The sequence below is a fragment of the Streptomyces sediminimaris genome (assembly GCF_047049295.1).
Classification (GTDB): Bacteria; Actinomycetota; Actinomycetes; order Streptomycetales; family Streptomycetaceae; genus Streptomyces; species Streptomyces sediminimaris.
In genome coordinates, this window is record NZ_JBJWOT010000001.1 from 3,963,498 (window position 1) to 3,977,391 (window position 13,894).

The 13,894-nt window shown below is 69.5% G+C and carries 14 protein-coding genes; 3 read left to right on the forward strand and 11 right to left on the reverse strand.

The window, feature by feature from the left end; all coding sequences use genetic code 11:
• Positions 1-60: 60 nt before the first annotated feature.
• The 7 genes from ACJ9NR_RS18280 to ACJ9NR_RS18310 all read right to left on the reverse strand — a co-directional run bounded on the left by ACJ9NR_RS18280 (position 61) and on the right by ACJ9NR_RS18310 (position 7,596).
• Positions 61-738: a helix-turn-helix domain-containing protein gene (locus ACJ9NR_RS18280; protein ID WP_412488641.1), complete on the reverse strand. Its 678-nt coding sequence runs from the start codon at positions 736-738 to the stop codon at positions 61-63.
• A gap of 128 nt (positions 739-866) precedes the next feature.
• The gene (locus ACJ9NR_RS18285) at positions 867-1,706 is read right to left on the reverse strand and encodes an ABC transporter permease (RefSeq protein ID WP_412488642.1); all 840 of its coding nucleotides are present in this window, start codon (positions 1,704-1,706) and stop codon (positions 867-869) included.
• Positions 1,703-2,734 carry an ATP-binding cassette domain-containing protein gene (locus tag ACJ9NR_RS18290; RefSeq protein ID WP_412488643.1) on the reverse strand — a complete coding sequence of 344 codons (1,032 nt, stop codon included), beginning with the start codon at positions 2,732-2,734 and terminating at the stop codon, positions 1,703-1,705. Before ACJ9NR_RS18290 ends, ACJ9NR_RS18285 begins: the two co-directional genes overlap by 4 nt.
• Positions 2,735-2,985: 251 nt before the next feature.
• Complete coding sequence (locus ACJ9NR_RS18295) at positions 2,986-3,834, reverse strand: DUF4097 family beta strand repeat-containing protein (RefSeq protein WP_412488644.1); 849 nt, start codon at positions 3,832-3,834, stop codon at positions 2,986-2,988.
• A gap of 89 nt (positions 3,835-3,923) precedes the next feature.
• Complete coding sequence (locus ACJ9NR_RS18300; RefSeq protein WP_412488645.1) at positions 3,924-4,442, reverse strand: hypothetical protein; 519 nt, start codon at positions 4,440-4,442, stop codon at positions 3,924-3,926.
• A 295-nt stretch (positions 4,443-4,737) separates the two neighbouring features.
• The gene (locus tag ACJ9NR_RS18305; protein WP_412488646.1) at positions 4,738-6,900 is read right to left on the reverse strand and encodes a HelD family protein; all 2,163 of its coding nucleotides are present in this window, start codon (positions 6,898-6,900) and stop codon (positions 4,738-4,740) included.
• Between the two features lie 90 nt (positions 6,901-6,990).
• Positions 6,991-7,596 (reverse strand): TetR/AcrR family transcriptional regulator, encoded by a 606-nt coding sequence (locus tag ACJ9NR_RS18310; protein ID WP_412488647.1) that lies wholly within the window; start codon positions 7,594-7,596, stop codon positions 6,991-6,993.
• Between the two features lie 93 nt (positions 7,597-7,689).
• Here ACJ9NR_RS18310 and ACJ9NR_RS18315 point away from each other — a divergent pair, with 93 nt between their 5' ends.
• Positions 7,690-8,652 (forward strand): zinc-binding dehydrogenase, encoded by a 963-nt coding sequence (locus ACJ9NR_RS18315; protein WP_412488648.1) that lies wholly within the window; start codon positions 7,690-7,692, stop codon positions 8,650-8,652.
• A gap of 118 nt (positions 8,653-8,770) precedes the next feature.
• Here ACJ9NR_RS18315 and ACJ9NR_RS18320 read toward each other — a convergent pair whose 3' ends face one another.
• On the reverse strand, positions 8,771-9,895 hold the full coding sequence (locus tag ACJ9NR_RS18320) for a phosphotransferase (RefSeq protein WP_412488649.1): 1,125 nt from the start codon (positions 9,893-9,895) through the stop codon (positions 8,771-8,773).
• A gap of 217 nt (positions 9,896-10,112) precedes the next feature.
• Here ACJ9NR_RS18320 and ACJ9NR_RS18325 point away from each other — a divergent pair, with 217 nt between their 5' ends.
• A complete protein-coding gene (locus ACJ9NR_RS18325; RefSeq protein WP_412488650.1) occupies positions 10,113-10,871 on the forward strand; it encodes an HAD family hydrolase in 759 nt (252 codons plus the stop codon).
• On the opposite strand, the gene ACJ9NR_RS18330 is transcribed toward ACJ9NR_RS18325, so the two are convergent.
• Positions 10,846-11,748: a winged helix-turn-helix domain-containing protein gene (locus ACJ9NR_RS18330; protein ID WP_412488651.1), complete on the reverse strand. Its 903-nt coding sequence runs from the start codon at positions 11,746-11,748 to the stop codon at positions 10,846-10,848. The two genes, ACJ9NR_RS18325 and ACJ9NR_RS18330, sit on opposite strands and share 26 nt — an antisense overlap.
• A gap of 175 nt (positions 11,749-11,923) precedes the next feature.
• Between ACJ9NR_RS18330 and ACJ9NR_RS18335 the strand changes: the two genes are divergently transcribed.
• Positions 11,924-12,106: a hypothetical protein gene (locus tag ACJ9NR_RS18335; protein WP_412488652.1), complete on the forward strand. Its 183-nt coding sequence runs from the start codon at positions 11,924-11,926 to the stop codon at positions 12,104-12,106.
• Positions 12,107-12,166: 60 nt separating this feature from the next.
• Here the strand turns inward: ACJ9NR_RS18335 and ACJ9NR_RS18340 are convergent, their stop codons facing one another.
• Together ACJ9NR_RS18340 and ACJ9NR_RS18345 are read right to left on the reverse strand one after the other, a co-directional pair.
• The gene (locus tag ACJ9NR_RS18340) at positions 12,167-12,889 is read right to left on the reverse strand and encodes an HAD family hydrolase (protein ID WP_412488653.1); all 723 of its coding nucleotides are present in this window, start codon (positions 12,887-12,889) and stop codon (positions 12,167-12,169) included.
• A gap of 29 nt (positions 12,890-12,918) precedes the next feature.
• Positions 12,919-13,800 (reverse strand): GntR family transcriptional regulator, encoded by an 882-nt coding sequence (locus ACJ9NR_RS18345; RefSeq protein ID WP_412488654.1) that lies wholly within the window; start codon positions 13,798-13,800, stop codon positions 12,919-12,921.
• Positions 13,801-13,894 lie beyond the last annotated feature (94 nt).

Consider the following 13,894-nt stretch of genomic DNA (forward strand, 5'->3'; position numbering starts at 1 on the left):
GTCCTCCCGGTTCACTTGCAGCTGAGGGTTTTGGGTTCCCGCGGCAGCCGGGGCCGGTGGTCAGCCGGCGGGCCGCTGCGGGTCGTGCGGTTCTTGCGGGTCCTGCGGTGCCTGCGATTCGTGCGGTTCCTGCGGTTCGGCGTCGCTGCCGTCGGACGGGCGGGTGCGGCGCGTGGCGGGCTTTCGCCCGCCGGCCGTACGGGTCTTGCGGGTGCGGCGTATGGCGGTGCCGCTCTCCCGGGCGTCCGTCCCGGCACCCTTCCCGTCGGCCTCCCCGGCGTCCTGGTCCGCGGTCGGATCCGGGCCGGGCTCGGCGGTCAGGACCACCGCGCCGTCCACCGGGGCCTGATCGCTCTCCGCGTCGCCCGGGCCGCTCCCGAATCCGTTCTCCTTGCGGAAGGACTCGTAGATCTGGAGCAGCACCTGCTTCTGCCGCTCGTTCAGCGTGGGATCGGCCAGGATGACGGCGCGCGTCGCGCCTTCCCGGAGGCGCTCCTCCCCGCCCCGCTCGGCGTCGAGGATGCCGGCGCGCACGTACAGCGTCTCGGCGGAGATCCGCAGCGCCTTGGCGACCTGCTGCAGCACCTCCGCGCTCGGCTTGCGCAGCCCGCGCTCGATCTGGCTCAGATACGGATTGGACACCCCGGCGGCATCGGCGAGCTGCCTGAGCGACAGCTGCGCGGAGCGCCGCTGCTCGCGGAGGTATTCGCCGAGGTTGCCGACGTTGAGCGATGCCATACCTCCACCTTGCACCCGCTCGCTAACTATTGCAAGCAGATGCTTGCAATAGTGCGCCACACCACTCGTACGGCCGCGTGGTGCGACCCGTACGAGTGGCGCGGCGCTGTCGGTTGCCGGGCCGGGCCTCAGCGCTTGGTGGTCCGGTCGAACAGGGACTTGGACCAGAAGTAGCCGAGCACGGCCAGGCCCAGGCACCAGGTGAGGGCCAGCCAGCCGTTGTGCCCGATCCCGGTCCCCAGCAGCAGTCCCCGGAGGGTCTCGATGGCCGGGGTGAACGGCTGGTACTCGGCGATCGGCCGGAACCAGCCCGGCATCGCGTCGACCGGCACGAAGGTGCTGGAGATGAGCGGCAGGAAGATCAGCGGCATCGCGCTGTTGCTGGCCGCCTCGGCGTTCGGGCTGGACAGGCCCATGCCGACCGCGACCCAGGTCAGCGCCGTGGCGAAGAGCACGAGCAGCCCGAACGCCGCGAGCCACTCCAGGGCGGTGGCGTTCGTGGAGCGGAAGCCGATGGCCACCGCGACGGCTCCTACGAGGACGACGCTGAGCACGCACTGCAGCACACTGCCGACGACGTGTCCGACGAGCACCGACCCGCGGTGGATCGGCATCGTACGGAAGCGGGCGATGATGCCCTCGGTCATGTCCGTGGCGACGGAGACCGCGGTGCCGATCGTGGTGCTGCCGACGGTCATCAGCAGCAGGCCGGGGACCAGATAGGCGATGTACGCGGAGCGGTCGGCGCCGCCCGCGCCCGCGCTCATGCCCGCGCTCATGCCCGCGCTCATGGTGTCGCCGAAGATGTAGACGAAGAGGAGCAGCAGCATGACCGGCGTGAGCAGCAGGTTCAGCGTCATGGACGGGTAGCGCCGGGCGTGCAGGAGGTTGCGCCGCAGCATCGTGGCGCTGTCGCGTACGGCGAGGGGGAGGCGGGTCGCGCGGGCAGGCGCCAGGGGGGTGCTCATCGGGCGGTCTCCTTGGGCTGGTCGGGCCGGCCGGGCGCGGCCGCGGCGGTCAGGGCGAAGAACACGTCGTCGAGGTCGGGGGTGTGCACGGTCAGCTCGTCCGCCTCGATGCCGAGCGAGTCGAGCCAGTCGAGGAGGGAGCGCAGCTCGCGCTGGCTGCCGTCGCTGGGGATGTGCAGGGCCAGGGCCTCGTCGACGGGCGTCCCCCCGCTCGAACGGAGCCGGGCACGGGGGAGGGTGATGCCCTCGCGCAGCCCGGCCGCCGCGCGCTGGTAGGCGGCCGGGTCGGTGAAGCGGAGCCGGACGTGTCCGCCGGGGATCAGCCGCTTCAGTTCCTCGGCGCTGCCCTCGGCGGCGATCCTGCCGTCGTGGAGCACCGCGATGCGGTCGGCGAGTTCGTCGGCCTCGTCCAGGTACTGGGTGGTGAGGAAGACGGTGACGCCGCCCGTGACGAGGTCGCGGATGATCTGCCACATGTTGTGGCGGGCACGCGGGTCCAGGCCGGTGGTCGGTTCGTCGAGGAAGATGATCCGCGGGTCGCCGACCAGCGTCATGGCGATGTCGAGGCGGCGCTTCATGCCGCCGGAGTAGGTGGAGGCCGGCCTTTTCGCGGCCTCCGTGAGCTCGAACCGCTCCAGCAGCTCGCCGGTGACCCGCCGCCCCTCGCGCCTGGAGAGGTGGTGCAGGTCCGCCATGAGGAGCATGTTCTCCTCGCCGGTGATCAGTCCGTCGACGGCGGAGAACTGCCCGGTGACGCCGATCGCGGATCGTACGCCGTCCGGTGAGGTGGCGACATCGTGCCCGGCCACCTGGGCCCGGCCGCCGTCGGCGGCGATGAGCGTGGACAGGATCTGCACGGTGGTGGTCTTGCCGGCGCCGTTGGGTCCGAGCAGGGCGAACACGCTCCCGGCCGGGATGTGCAGATCGATGCCGTCGAGCACGGTCTTGTCGCCGTACGACTTGCGCAGACCGGCGGCGGAGACGGCGGCGGGCGACTGCGGACCGTCGGCCCGCCTGGATGTGGGCATGACAGATGAAGGCATGGTGCCCTTCCGATCGAAGGCTGAAGCGGGCGGGGTGAAGAGTGCGTGGCCCGGGAGGGAAGCGGGGAGCGGGGAGCGGGAAGCGGGAAGCAGGCGAGGGGCCGACGTGACGCGAGCCGGCGGCCGGGAGCCCGCAGTGGCGGAGAGCCCGCAGTGGCGGAGAGCCCCAAGTGGCCGGGCCCCGGACCCGGGCTCTACGACGAAGGTGATGGGCGGGCCCGGTCGGGGTCCGGCGCTCAGGCCTTGGCGCGGAGGATGTCGATGTTGCCCCAGTTGGTACGGGCGCGGACCTCGACCGTGTCCGCGGTCTCCTCCGGAGCCTCGGCGGTGGCGAGCGAGTTGCGCACCTGCCCCCGGTTGGAACTCACGTCGAGCCAGGCGGCGGTGCCCTCGCGGACGCCGACCTCGATGAGCCCGTTGGAGGTCTCCAACCGCACGCTCCCACGGGCGACCTCGGCGACGCGCAGGGCGCCGTTGGTGGTGGTGCCGGTGACCGACGCCTCGGCGCGCGCGACGTCGATGTCGCCGTTGGCACCGCTCACCCGCAGCTCGCCGGTCACGGCGCCGAGGGTCGTGGCACCGTGCGAGTTCTTCAGGACGGCGGGGCCGTCGACGAGACCGACGCGCAGGTTGCCGGTGTTGCTCGTGATCTCGGCCGGGCCCTCGACCCGCTCCACGGTGACCGGGCCGTGCGACACGGTCAGCTTCAGCGGGCCGGTGGTGTCGAGGCGGACGGAGCCGGTCGTGGTCTTCACCTGCGTCTCGCCGAGCCGGCCCTCACCGAGCACCTCGGTCCAGGAACCCGTCACGTCGACGCCCGAGCCCGTGGGCAGGTCGACCGTCACATCGACGAGACCGCTCGGTCCGACGAGGCTGCGGCGCCTGGGCACCGTCCTGATGGTCAGGACGCCGCTCGCGTACGTGACCTCGGCCTGTTCGGCGGCCCGCACGTCCTTGTCCCGCTTCGGGTCGCGAGGGCGCACCTCGACGACCGTGTCGATGCGGTCGCCGGTGGCGAACCGGATGGAACCGGCGGGCACGTGGGCGGTGACCGCGATCGGTTCGGGAGTGTCGAAAATAGGCATGGCTGTCCCGTCCTCTTGAGTCTTCGGGGCGTCCCCGCTGGTGGGACGTGATGTGGGTGCTGTGCTTCTTCTCCCGGGCGCGGGTGCGGTTAGCGCACCCAGCCCGTGAAGCTCTGTCCGACGGTGCGGGTCCTCTCCGTCGTACGCGGCCGCGTGCCGCCGTCGACCGCGGCCGACACGGCCCGCACCAGCCACGCGTTGACCGACAGGCCCTCACGGTTGGCGGCCTCCTCGGCGCGCGCCTTGAGGTGGGCCGGCAGACGCAGGTTGACCCGGGCGGTGCCGCCCTCGTCGCCCTCGGCGGGAGCCGGGGCCGCGAGGGGTTCGGCGGGCGGGGACGGCTCCGCGGGCGCGGCGCCGTAGGTGGGCGGCGGCGTCACCACGAAGTCGGGGTCCAGCCCGCGCAGCCGTACGTCGACCGAGCCGGGGGCGAGTTCACGGGTGATCTCGTCCATCGCGGCGGAGAGCACGTTGAGCATGGTCAGCCGGGTCGCCGACTCCAGCGGAGCGGTGAGCCGATCGGCCAGCTCGCGAGCTTCGTCGCCACCGGCTTCGGCGGCCACCGCGAGTTCGCGGCGGAGGGAGTCGACATACGGGGTGAGATCCATGACGTCATAATGGCACCACGATGACACCATCCGCAAGCCCAGATGGCACCGAGAGGGGCCAGCCATCTACGATTAACGCCTCTACCTGCAGCAACGCGAGAAAAGACGGCCTCGCCTTCGCAGTGCCGCGACCACTTCCGAGTCTTGAGTGCCACCACTGTGACACCAACAGGCACCGAGTGGCACCACTCGACACCATGCGACACCATGCGGCACCACGCGGCGCCATCCGGCGCCATCCGGTGCCACTCGACGCCATCCGTTGTCACTCAACACCACTCGGCGCCCCTTGGCCCTAGAACGGCAACGGCCGCCCGTGCACCACCTCCAGCCGCGACACCGCCCGGGTCAGCACGATGTACAGCCGGTGCAGGCCCCGTGTCCCCTCCTCGGCGATGGCCGCGGGCTCGACGGCGACGACGTTGTCGTACTCGAGCCCCTTGACCAGCGTCGCCGGCACCACGGCCACGCGGGCGCGCAGCTCGGCGGGCCCGGCGGCGGGGATCCCGGCCGCCGCGAGCGCCTCGGCCACCCGTCCCACATGGGCGTCGGCGGCGACGACCCCGACCGAACCCTCCCCCTCCAGGGCGTCGCGTACGGCGTCCACGACCGCACCCGGGACATCGACCACCGGCACCGCCCGCACCCTCAGTTCCCCGTCCCGGCGCAGGGATCGGCCGGCGGGGACATCCACGTCGAGGCGCCGCAGCAGCCGGTTGGCGAGCGAGACGACGGCCTCCGGAACCCGGAACCCGGTGGTCAGCGGCACGACGGCCGCGTCCGGCTTGCCCAGGTGCCGCAGGACCGTGTCCCACGACCGTGCGCCCCACGGCGTGGTCGCCTGCGCCAGATCACCGAGGACGGTGAGCGATCCGAAGGGCGCCCGGCGGGCGATGGCCCGGCACTCCATCGGGGAGAGGTCCTGCGCCTCGTCGACGACGACGTGACCGTAGCCCTCCGGATGGCCGATGAGCCCGGCGACCTCGTCGAGCAGCACCAGGTCGGCGGCCGACCAGCGGGCCGACTTCCAGGACCGGGGCGCCTTGGTCCAGAGCAGTGCCCGCTGCTCGGCGGAGTCCAGCAGCCCCTCGGCGGCCTCCTTCAACGCATGGCTTTCGGTGAGGAGTTCGGCCACGACCTCCTCGGGCCGCACGCGCGGCCATACGGCGTCCACATACTCCTTGACCGCGCTCGCCCGCGAGATCTTCTGCACCCAGGCGCTGCTCCGCGGCCCGGCCCGTCGCTCCGCCCGCAGTTGCAGGCACCGCACGACCCGGCCGCGCACCCGCTCGCGCCCGACGCCGTACGGCGGCTGCTCGGCCAGCACGTCCTCGACGATCCGCACGAGCTCGCCGTCCCGCACCCGCCACCGGTACGAGCCGTCCTTGACGGCGAGGGAGCCGGCGTTCCGGCTCGACACCCGCGCGTACAGCGCCCGGCGCAGCACCTCGGCCATCCGGGCGTCGTGCTTGACGGCGGCGGCGCGCTCGTCGTCGGTCCCCGTGGCCGGGTGCCGGGCGATCTCCTCCTGAAGCGTGGACTGCCGTACGCCCGTCTCGCCGAGCGCGGGCAGCACCTCGCAGATGTACGACAGGAACGTCCGGTTGGGTCCGAGGATGAGCAGACCGCCGCGCCGGATGCGCTGCGGGTGGGTGTAGAGGAGATAAGCGGCACGGTGCAGCCCGACGGCGGTCTTGCCGGTGCCGGGAGCGCCCTGGACACACACCGACAGGCCGAGATCCCCCCGTACGAGGTCGTCCTGTTCGGGCTGGATGGTGGCGGCGATGTCCCGCATGGGACCGACGCGGGGCCGCTCGATCTCGCGGGTGACGATGCCGCTGACGGGCGGTTCCCCACTGCCGGGCTGCTTCTCCAGCAGCTCGTCCTCGAGGCCGGTCAGGTCATGGGAGTCCCCCTGGCTCCCGGGCGCCCACCCGAACCGCCGCCGCACGGCGACGCCTTGCGGATCGCCGGCGCTCGCCTGGTAGAAGGCGCGCGAGACGGGAGCGCGCCAGTCGACGACGAGGGGCGGAGCGGTGGGCTGCTCACTGATCCGCAACCGCCCGATGTGATAACTCTGCCCGGCATGACGACCCTGCTCGGCGTGACGACGACCCTGCTCGGCGTGACGACGACCCTGCTCGGCGTGACGATCCTGCTCGGCGTGACGACCCTGCGGGGCGTGACGACCCTGCCCGGCGTGCTGGCCGGGGCCGTCCGCGAAGTCCAGCCGCCCGAAGAACAGCGGCCCCGGGGGCAGCTCCCCCATCGCCTTGGCCCGACTGCGCAGCTCGAAGCCGAGCACCTCGGCGTCGGCTCCGGAGGCGGAGACGTCCTGGCCGGTGACGACGTGCTCCCGCGCCCCGTCGACCATGGCGTCGAGGGCGGCACGGCAGCGGTCGTGGTGTGCGCGTTCGCGGCGGAGCGAGTCCTTGAGGGCGGGGTCGGGTGATGTCATTCCAGCGAGCGTACCGAAATAACGTAACCGAGTAACATTTTTTACCGAGTTTCACGTTCTGCAGTGGCGGAGGTCAGCCTCCGACGGCACCTACGCCAGATGCGGCAACCCGGCCGCGAGCTGCGCGAACGCCCGCTCGGCGGAGACGACGGCATCGGGCCGCACCGCCGCCACCCGCTCCCCCGCGGCGACGCGCCGCCAGTTCTCCATCGCGAGAATCCGCTGCACGGCGAGGATCTGCCCTGCCGCGAGCCGCGCCTCCAGCCCACCGCCGAGGGCGTCGGCGAGAGCGGCCTCGGACCGCTCGAGGTGGGCGTGCGCCCGGGCGACCAGCGAGGGCGACCCGTACAGCAGCCGGTGAAAGGCGAGCACCTCCGGGTGATCACTCAGCCCGGTGACCGGGTCACCCTGCTCCAGCCCGTCGAGGAAGTGCCGGCGCAGGGCGGCGAGGGGATGCGCCTGCCCGCCGGCGATGCGCGCGGCCTCGTCCTCGTGGTCGACGATGCGGTGGAGAACGAGGTCCTCCTTGGCCGGAAAGTACCGGAAAAGGGTCGGTTTGGAGATCCCGGCCTCGGCCGCCACCTCCGCGACGGAGACCGCGTCGAACCCCCGCGCGAGGAAGAGCCGGACGGCGACCTCGGACACGTGCTCGTACATCCGCTGCTTCTTGCGCTCACGCAGGCCGGGCTCGGTCATGCCGGTGAGCCTACGCGCAGGCCGCCGCTTGACCTCAAGCACGGTTGAGGTCGAAGACTGCCCGGGAGTCCGAACGGCGAATCGGGGTATGCGATGCGAGCGGCACAGGTGATGGAGTACGGCGGCCCGGAGGTCCTGGTCCCGGTGGATCTGGCGGATCCTGTCCCCGGCCCGGACGAGGTGCTGATCGACGTCGCATACGCCGATACGATCTTCGTGGAGACGCAGGTGCGGTCGGGATGGGGGCGGGAGTTCTTTCCCGTGACGCCCCCCTATGTCCCCGGAGGCGGTGTCTCCGGAACTGTGACCGCGCTCGGAGAGAGCGTCGCATCCGAGTGGCTCGGCCGCCGCGTCACGTCCCTCGTCCAGGGAAGCTACGCCAGCCGGGCCCTGTCACCGGTCTCGGGCCTGACCGCCGTACCGGACACCCTGGACCTGCTGACGGCGGCAGCCCTGGTGCACGACGGGGTGACGGCGGCCGGGCTGATCGACATGACGGGCGTCTCGAAGGGCGACCGGGTGCTGATCCTCGGGGCATCCGGGGGCATGGGAACGCTGCTGATCCAGCTGGCCACCGCACGGGGCGCCCACGTGGTGGCGCCTGCCCGCGGAGCCGGGAAACTCTCCCTGGTCGGGCAGTTGGGAGCGGCCTCGGCCGTGGACCTCACGCCCGGGGACTGGCTGCAGGAAGCTCGGCGGGCACTGGGCGAGGCGGCCGACGTGGTGCTGGACGGGGTGGGCGGTGAGCTGGGCACCGCGGCGTTCGCCCTGACGGCCGACCACGGGCGGTTCTCGGCGCACGGGGCGCCGTCGGGAGGCTTCGCGACGGTGGACGCCGAGGAGGCGAAGCGGCGCGGCATCAGACTGTTCGGCATCCAGGACGTGCAGTTCGCTGCGGGCGACCTCGCCCGCCTGACGTCGTACGTCCATGAGGAGGCGGCGGCCGGGCGGCTGCGGACGACAGTAGGAGAGGTGGTGCCGCTGGAGCGGGCGAGCGAGGCGCATGCGCTCATCGAGGGGCGCCGGGTGGTGGGGAAGGTCGTCCTGCAGATGTGAGGAACGCGGGGGCACTCGGACGACGGTCGCCGCCCGGCGGACGGACACTGCCCGGCCCGGGCCAGGTGCGTGTACCGGGCCGTGCGTGTACCGGGCCGGGTCGGCCGGGGTGGGGCACCTATGACGGGTCAGGGGTCTTGCGCAGGTGCGTGGGCGTCGTCCGGTGCCACTGGATGAGGGCGCTCATGATCTGCGCCTGGGTCGCGACGGTCGCCAGGCCCAGCGGTTCGGCGGCCGCGGCCAGGATCCGGTGCAGTTTGCGGGTGGTTCCGGGAAGGGCCGGCCAGTTGAACCGGTTCCTCTCACGCAGTTTCAAGGACTCGCGAATGACGTCGGTGAATACCGACTGCGCCCTTTTGAACGCCAGATAGCGCGGCAGATCCTGTTCCCAGCCGAACGAGCTTCCCGGACTGACACGCTCGACAACCCGGCACCATTCCTGCGCCATGCGGTCTGCCTGAGTCTTCGGATACCGCATCAGATAGAGATGGGTGGCCAGGTCGTAGAGAGGGTCACCCACCATTGCCAGCTCCCAGTCGATCACCCAGAGCCGACCGTTCGGATCCACGATGAGATTCTTGCGGTGCAGATCCGCGTGCAGCAGACAGAAAGGCCGCCCCGTCAGGCCGGACACGTGTTCTTCGAGCCGACTGAACGATTCATCAGTCACGCCGAGCTTTCGGAACAACTCCCCGAAAGCTAGCTTGTTCGCCTCGTAGACCTGGCTCCTCATAAAAAAGATCAGCCGTTCCAGGAAACCGCCGCTGTCACCGTCCTTGGGGCGATCGTCGGCCGTGCACCTTCGTTCAGCCGTCAGCATGTCCGGCTTGATACGCGCCGTCTCGCGGAACAGTTCGACGAGCTGATCGAAGACCGCATCCGGCACGCGGCGGCTCGCCCACCAACGCCACGTGCCCACGGTCCGCCCCTCGATGAACCCCTGAAAGCCCGTGTCACCGACCTCCACGACCTCCGGGACACAGGCGACGTCGAGCTTCTTGAGGGCCCGGAGCAGATCTTCTTCCGACTGGAAGCAGCGCCGGTCGAACCACAGGATTCGGTCGCGTGGCTCCCGGATCTTGATCCACGTACGGCTCCTGTCGGCCAGCGACCAGACATGCGTCACGTGGTGATATCCCTCGAGTGGGCGAGGCATGACCAGACTGGCGTCGACGCTCACCTGGTCAGGTCGCGGCCGGCTGTCGGGGGCCGAGTGGGTTGTCATGCGCTGGGTGCCGGCCATTCGAGTCGAGCCGATGGGGAGATGGGGCCGCACCCTACTACCCCTGAGTCCAGCATCGTCGGTAAACACCAGTATTCACTGTTCACTGTCGCCTCGTTGGTCTAACTGGCGTACGCCCATGCGAGACATATCGACACCTCAGTGTGAACCCTCGGGAAGCGCTGGCGGCCGACCCGGATCGTGGGTCAGACTGTCGCCTTGACCTCGAGGAGGCCCATTGGGTGACGCGACCGACGACCAGGATGCCCTGTTCAGCCTCCTCGGTCAGGTGAAGGCTGTTCTCTTCGACTTCGACGGGCCGATTTGCGCACTCTTCGCCGGCCGACCCACGACGAGCGTGGCGGATGCCATCAAGCGGACGGCACGCGAGGTCTGGGAGTGCGACTTCCTCAGCCCGGAGGTCGAGTTGTGCGACGACTCGCACGACATCCTCCGGCTCCTCAGGGGCATGTACGAATCCGCTCCGGACAAGCTCAGCCCGCTGCCGCTCAAGGCTGCCGAGGCCAAAGTGGCGGACGCGGAGGCCGAGGCCGTCGAGACCGCCGAGCCGGCACCGCACATCGACGTTCTCCTCCCCCTGCTGGCAGGCCTCGGCAAGCGACTTGCCATCGTCAGCAACAACGCCGCGGGCCCGATCAGAGTTTTTCTCAAGCGGTCCGACGTCCGGCTCGATGCTGAATTCAGTGGCGTGTTCGGCAGGAATCCCGACGACGCACGACTCATGAAACCGCACCCGGATTGTGTGGAGCGCGCCGTGGAGGATCTGTCCCTCACGGCTTCCGAATGCCTGCTCGTCGGCGACAAAATCTCCGATTTCGAGGCCGCCAGGAAAGCTGGAACTCGTTTCCTCGGATACGCCCAGGACGCGCACCGTATCGAGGAAATGAAGACGAGCGGTGCCGAGGTCGTCGTGGCCTCCCACGACCGAGTGATCGCCGTTGCTCGGAAACTCAGGGCCGATCGACAGGCTTTGTGAGCGATTCGTCGATGACGGCGAGGAAATCCCAGGCGGAATCGAACCAGGCTCGCCACTGCTCGACGAAAACGGTCTCCTGGGAGTGGGGATCGTCGTCCTTGACGTGATGAGTCAGCCCGGCGTCCCGGCCGAACACATCGGTGGCCTCGATCTGTTCGCCGCCGAGGAGTATGGGCCGCTTGAAGATCTTGTAGGGACCAAGCAGCGCGGCCACCTCATTCACCAGGTAGAGCTTGAAGGGCGGCACCAGCCGGATACGGCGGACCTCGAAATCCACCGCGGGCACGTGGTTCATGGCTCTCAGCTCGCCCAGCTTGTCGCGCAGCGATTCGGTGTGCCGACGCATGATCGCGAGGAACCGGTCCGTGAGTTCCTGGTCGTGCAGGCCGTCCTCGGTCCGCCAGTAGGGGAACGGGAGGGACTCCTCGGGAAGCAGGATGCGCAGCGCGATGCGCTGGGGTGAGATCAACTTGTTCTGGATACGTTCCGCCTGCACCCGGATGTGTGTGTCCAGCGACTCGGACGACAACGTGAAGACGTCGAGGGCCACTTGGTCCTGCTCGAAGGCCTCGCTGATGAGCGGACCCAACGTGACCGTACGATCGGGCCGTTCGCTGCTCTTGGGGGAGTGCACCCGCTGGGTCCTGACCACCCGGGAGCCGCTCCCCTGGCGCGACGAGATCCAACCCTCGTCCTTCAGCTCCCTGAGCACGCGCTGCACGGTGTCGCGCGAGACGCCGAACTCCTCGGCCAGCTCGCGCTGTGTCGGAAGCAGAGAGTTCAGCGCGTACTCTCCGTCGGCCATTCGAGCCCGCAACGCATCGGCGACACGGTCGAGCTCCCTGCCGCCACCATCACTGCCGTACACGCCACCCACACTGCGACCGTACCTCTCCTCACGGCGGAGCAAACCCACATTCAGTCAATTTGGACGGACCCAATATGACTGCTAGTTAAGGGATCAACAGGCCAGGGCAGAACCCCAGTACGTTAACCAGTCCAATTGGACTGGAAGTTGGTCGCTCCACGGCGGCATGAACAAGGGGGACCCGATGATCGCGCTGCAACTCGTGTTCACCGTCTTCACGTTGGGCCTCGACCAGCTGGTTCAGTCACGGCTCGGCGGACTGGGTCTGCTCGGTCTGCTGCTGCTGGGCGTGGGGATCAGAGCACGCAACTCGACCTGCGCGAGCTTCGGGGCGGTCGTGCTCCTCCTGCTCATGACGCAGACGTGAGCAGGAGGGACACCCCTCCCCCGAAGTCAGGCCCCCGCGCAGCCTCCATCGGTCAGCCCGTCAGGTCGAGCGCTCCCACAACAGGGTCAGCAAGGGCTCGAGGGACCCGACGACGCTCTCGACTCCGGCCTGTTTCAGGTCCTCTTCCTTCTTCGGGTTACGCGCGTAGCCGAGGAAGGCGACGCCGGCCTCTTGAGCCGCGTCGAAGTCCGACGGGGCGTCACCGATCATCAGGGCGTCGGACGGGTCAGCCCCGGTGGCGCTCAGCGCCCGGTTGAGGCAGTGCGGATCCGGCTTGAGGAGGCCGAGGTCCTGGGTGCGGCCGTAGATGTGCGGGGCGAAGCACGAGAGCAGGCCTCGGGTGCCCAGGTAGCGGTGCACCACCTCGGGCGAGTTGTTCGTCGTGATGGCGAGACGAGAACCCAACGCCTTCCAGGTTCGGATCAGCGGATCGGCGAACGGCGTCGGCATCGCGCTGGTCACCGCCTTGAACTCCTCCTGAGTGAGACGTTTCTCCATCGCCATCACCAGGTCGCTGCCCGGGTGCCGGCCGTCGATCGCGCGCAGCACCGCCTGCGGGTCCGTGTACGTCCGCTCCTCATCCGTCAGCAGATCGCTCAGGCCGAGCTGGTCCAGCCATCGGACGAACCCGGCGGCCACGCGGTCGGACGGGTGCCCTGCGAACAGCATGCAGATCGGGCCGTCGAAGTCCCACAGGACGACCCTGGCTCGAGTGATCAGGGCCCGAATTTTCTCAATGTCGTACTCCGTCTCTGCTGCCACCGGCTCAGTCTGCGTCGTATCAGGAGTCACTAGGAGAGTGTCAGGTCCGTCGTGATGGTTTCCCAGAGGGCGTCGAACCACTTCTGGGATTCCTCCACGAATGCCTCGTCGCGCTGACCTGCCCGCTTCTCGAACGAGAACAGGAGCGATTCGGTGCCCAGGACGTCGTACATGTCCATCGTGCCCGTGTCCGTGGGCTCCTCACGGCGCGTGATCATGTAGTACGCGACCAGTGCTTCCGCCTCGTTGAGCAGGTACAGCTTCACGGGCGGGGTGAAGGGCAGCGCGCGGAAGGCGACGCTCACGTCGATGCGGTGGGAGAAGCGCAGGGAGCGGAGGTTGTGGCGCAGCACGTGTCCCTGTGAGTTGCGCATGGCGAGCCAGCGCTCGTGGACCGGGTCGTCGTCGGTGCGCCCCTCGACCGGCACCGGGAAGGCGAGGGGTATGTCGCGCGAGGGAAGGAGAATGCGGACGTCGATCGACTTGGGGCGGATGCGGCCCTCGTGGATCAGGCGGATCGGCTCTCCCAGGGCCAGCATCAGGGTCTCGGCGGTGAGGCAGGCGGCGTCGACACGCACATGCGGTGCCGCGAACGCCTCCGTGAGCCGTGGTGCCAGGCCCACCATCGTCGGCTGAGGTTCCTCCAGCGCCGGTGCCGGCGGCTCCGCGATCCGCGGGGGGCTCCCCTTGCTCACATTGCTCAGCAGGCCGTCTTCCTGGAGAGCGCGCAGGGCCTGGCGTACGGTACCTCGTTCCACCCCGAACTCGTCGGCGAGTTCGGCCTGGGTGGGCAGGCGGTCTCCTGCCTTGAGGTCACCGCTGCGGATCCGTTCCCGCAGGATGTCGGCGATCTCCTGCGGCGAGAACCTTCTGCTGCCGTTCACTGCCACGTTCTCCTGGGTCACAACCAAACGCTACAACTCCGATCCATCTACAGGGAGTTGTTTAGAGCTTGGTTTACGAGTGGGTGCCAAGTGGGGACAACTACATCAGAGTTGGCTGCCA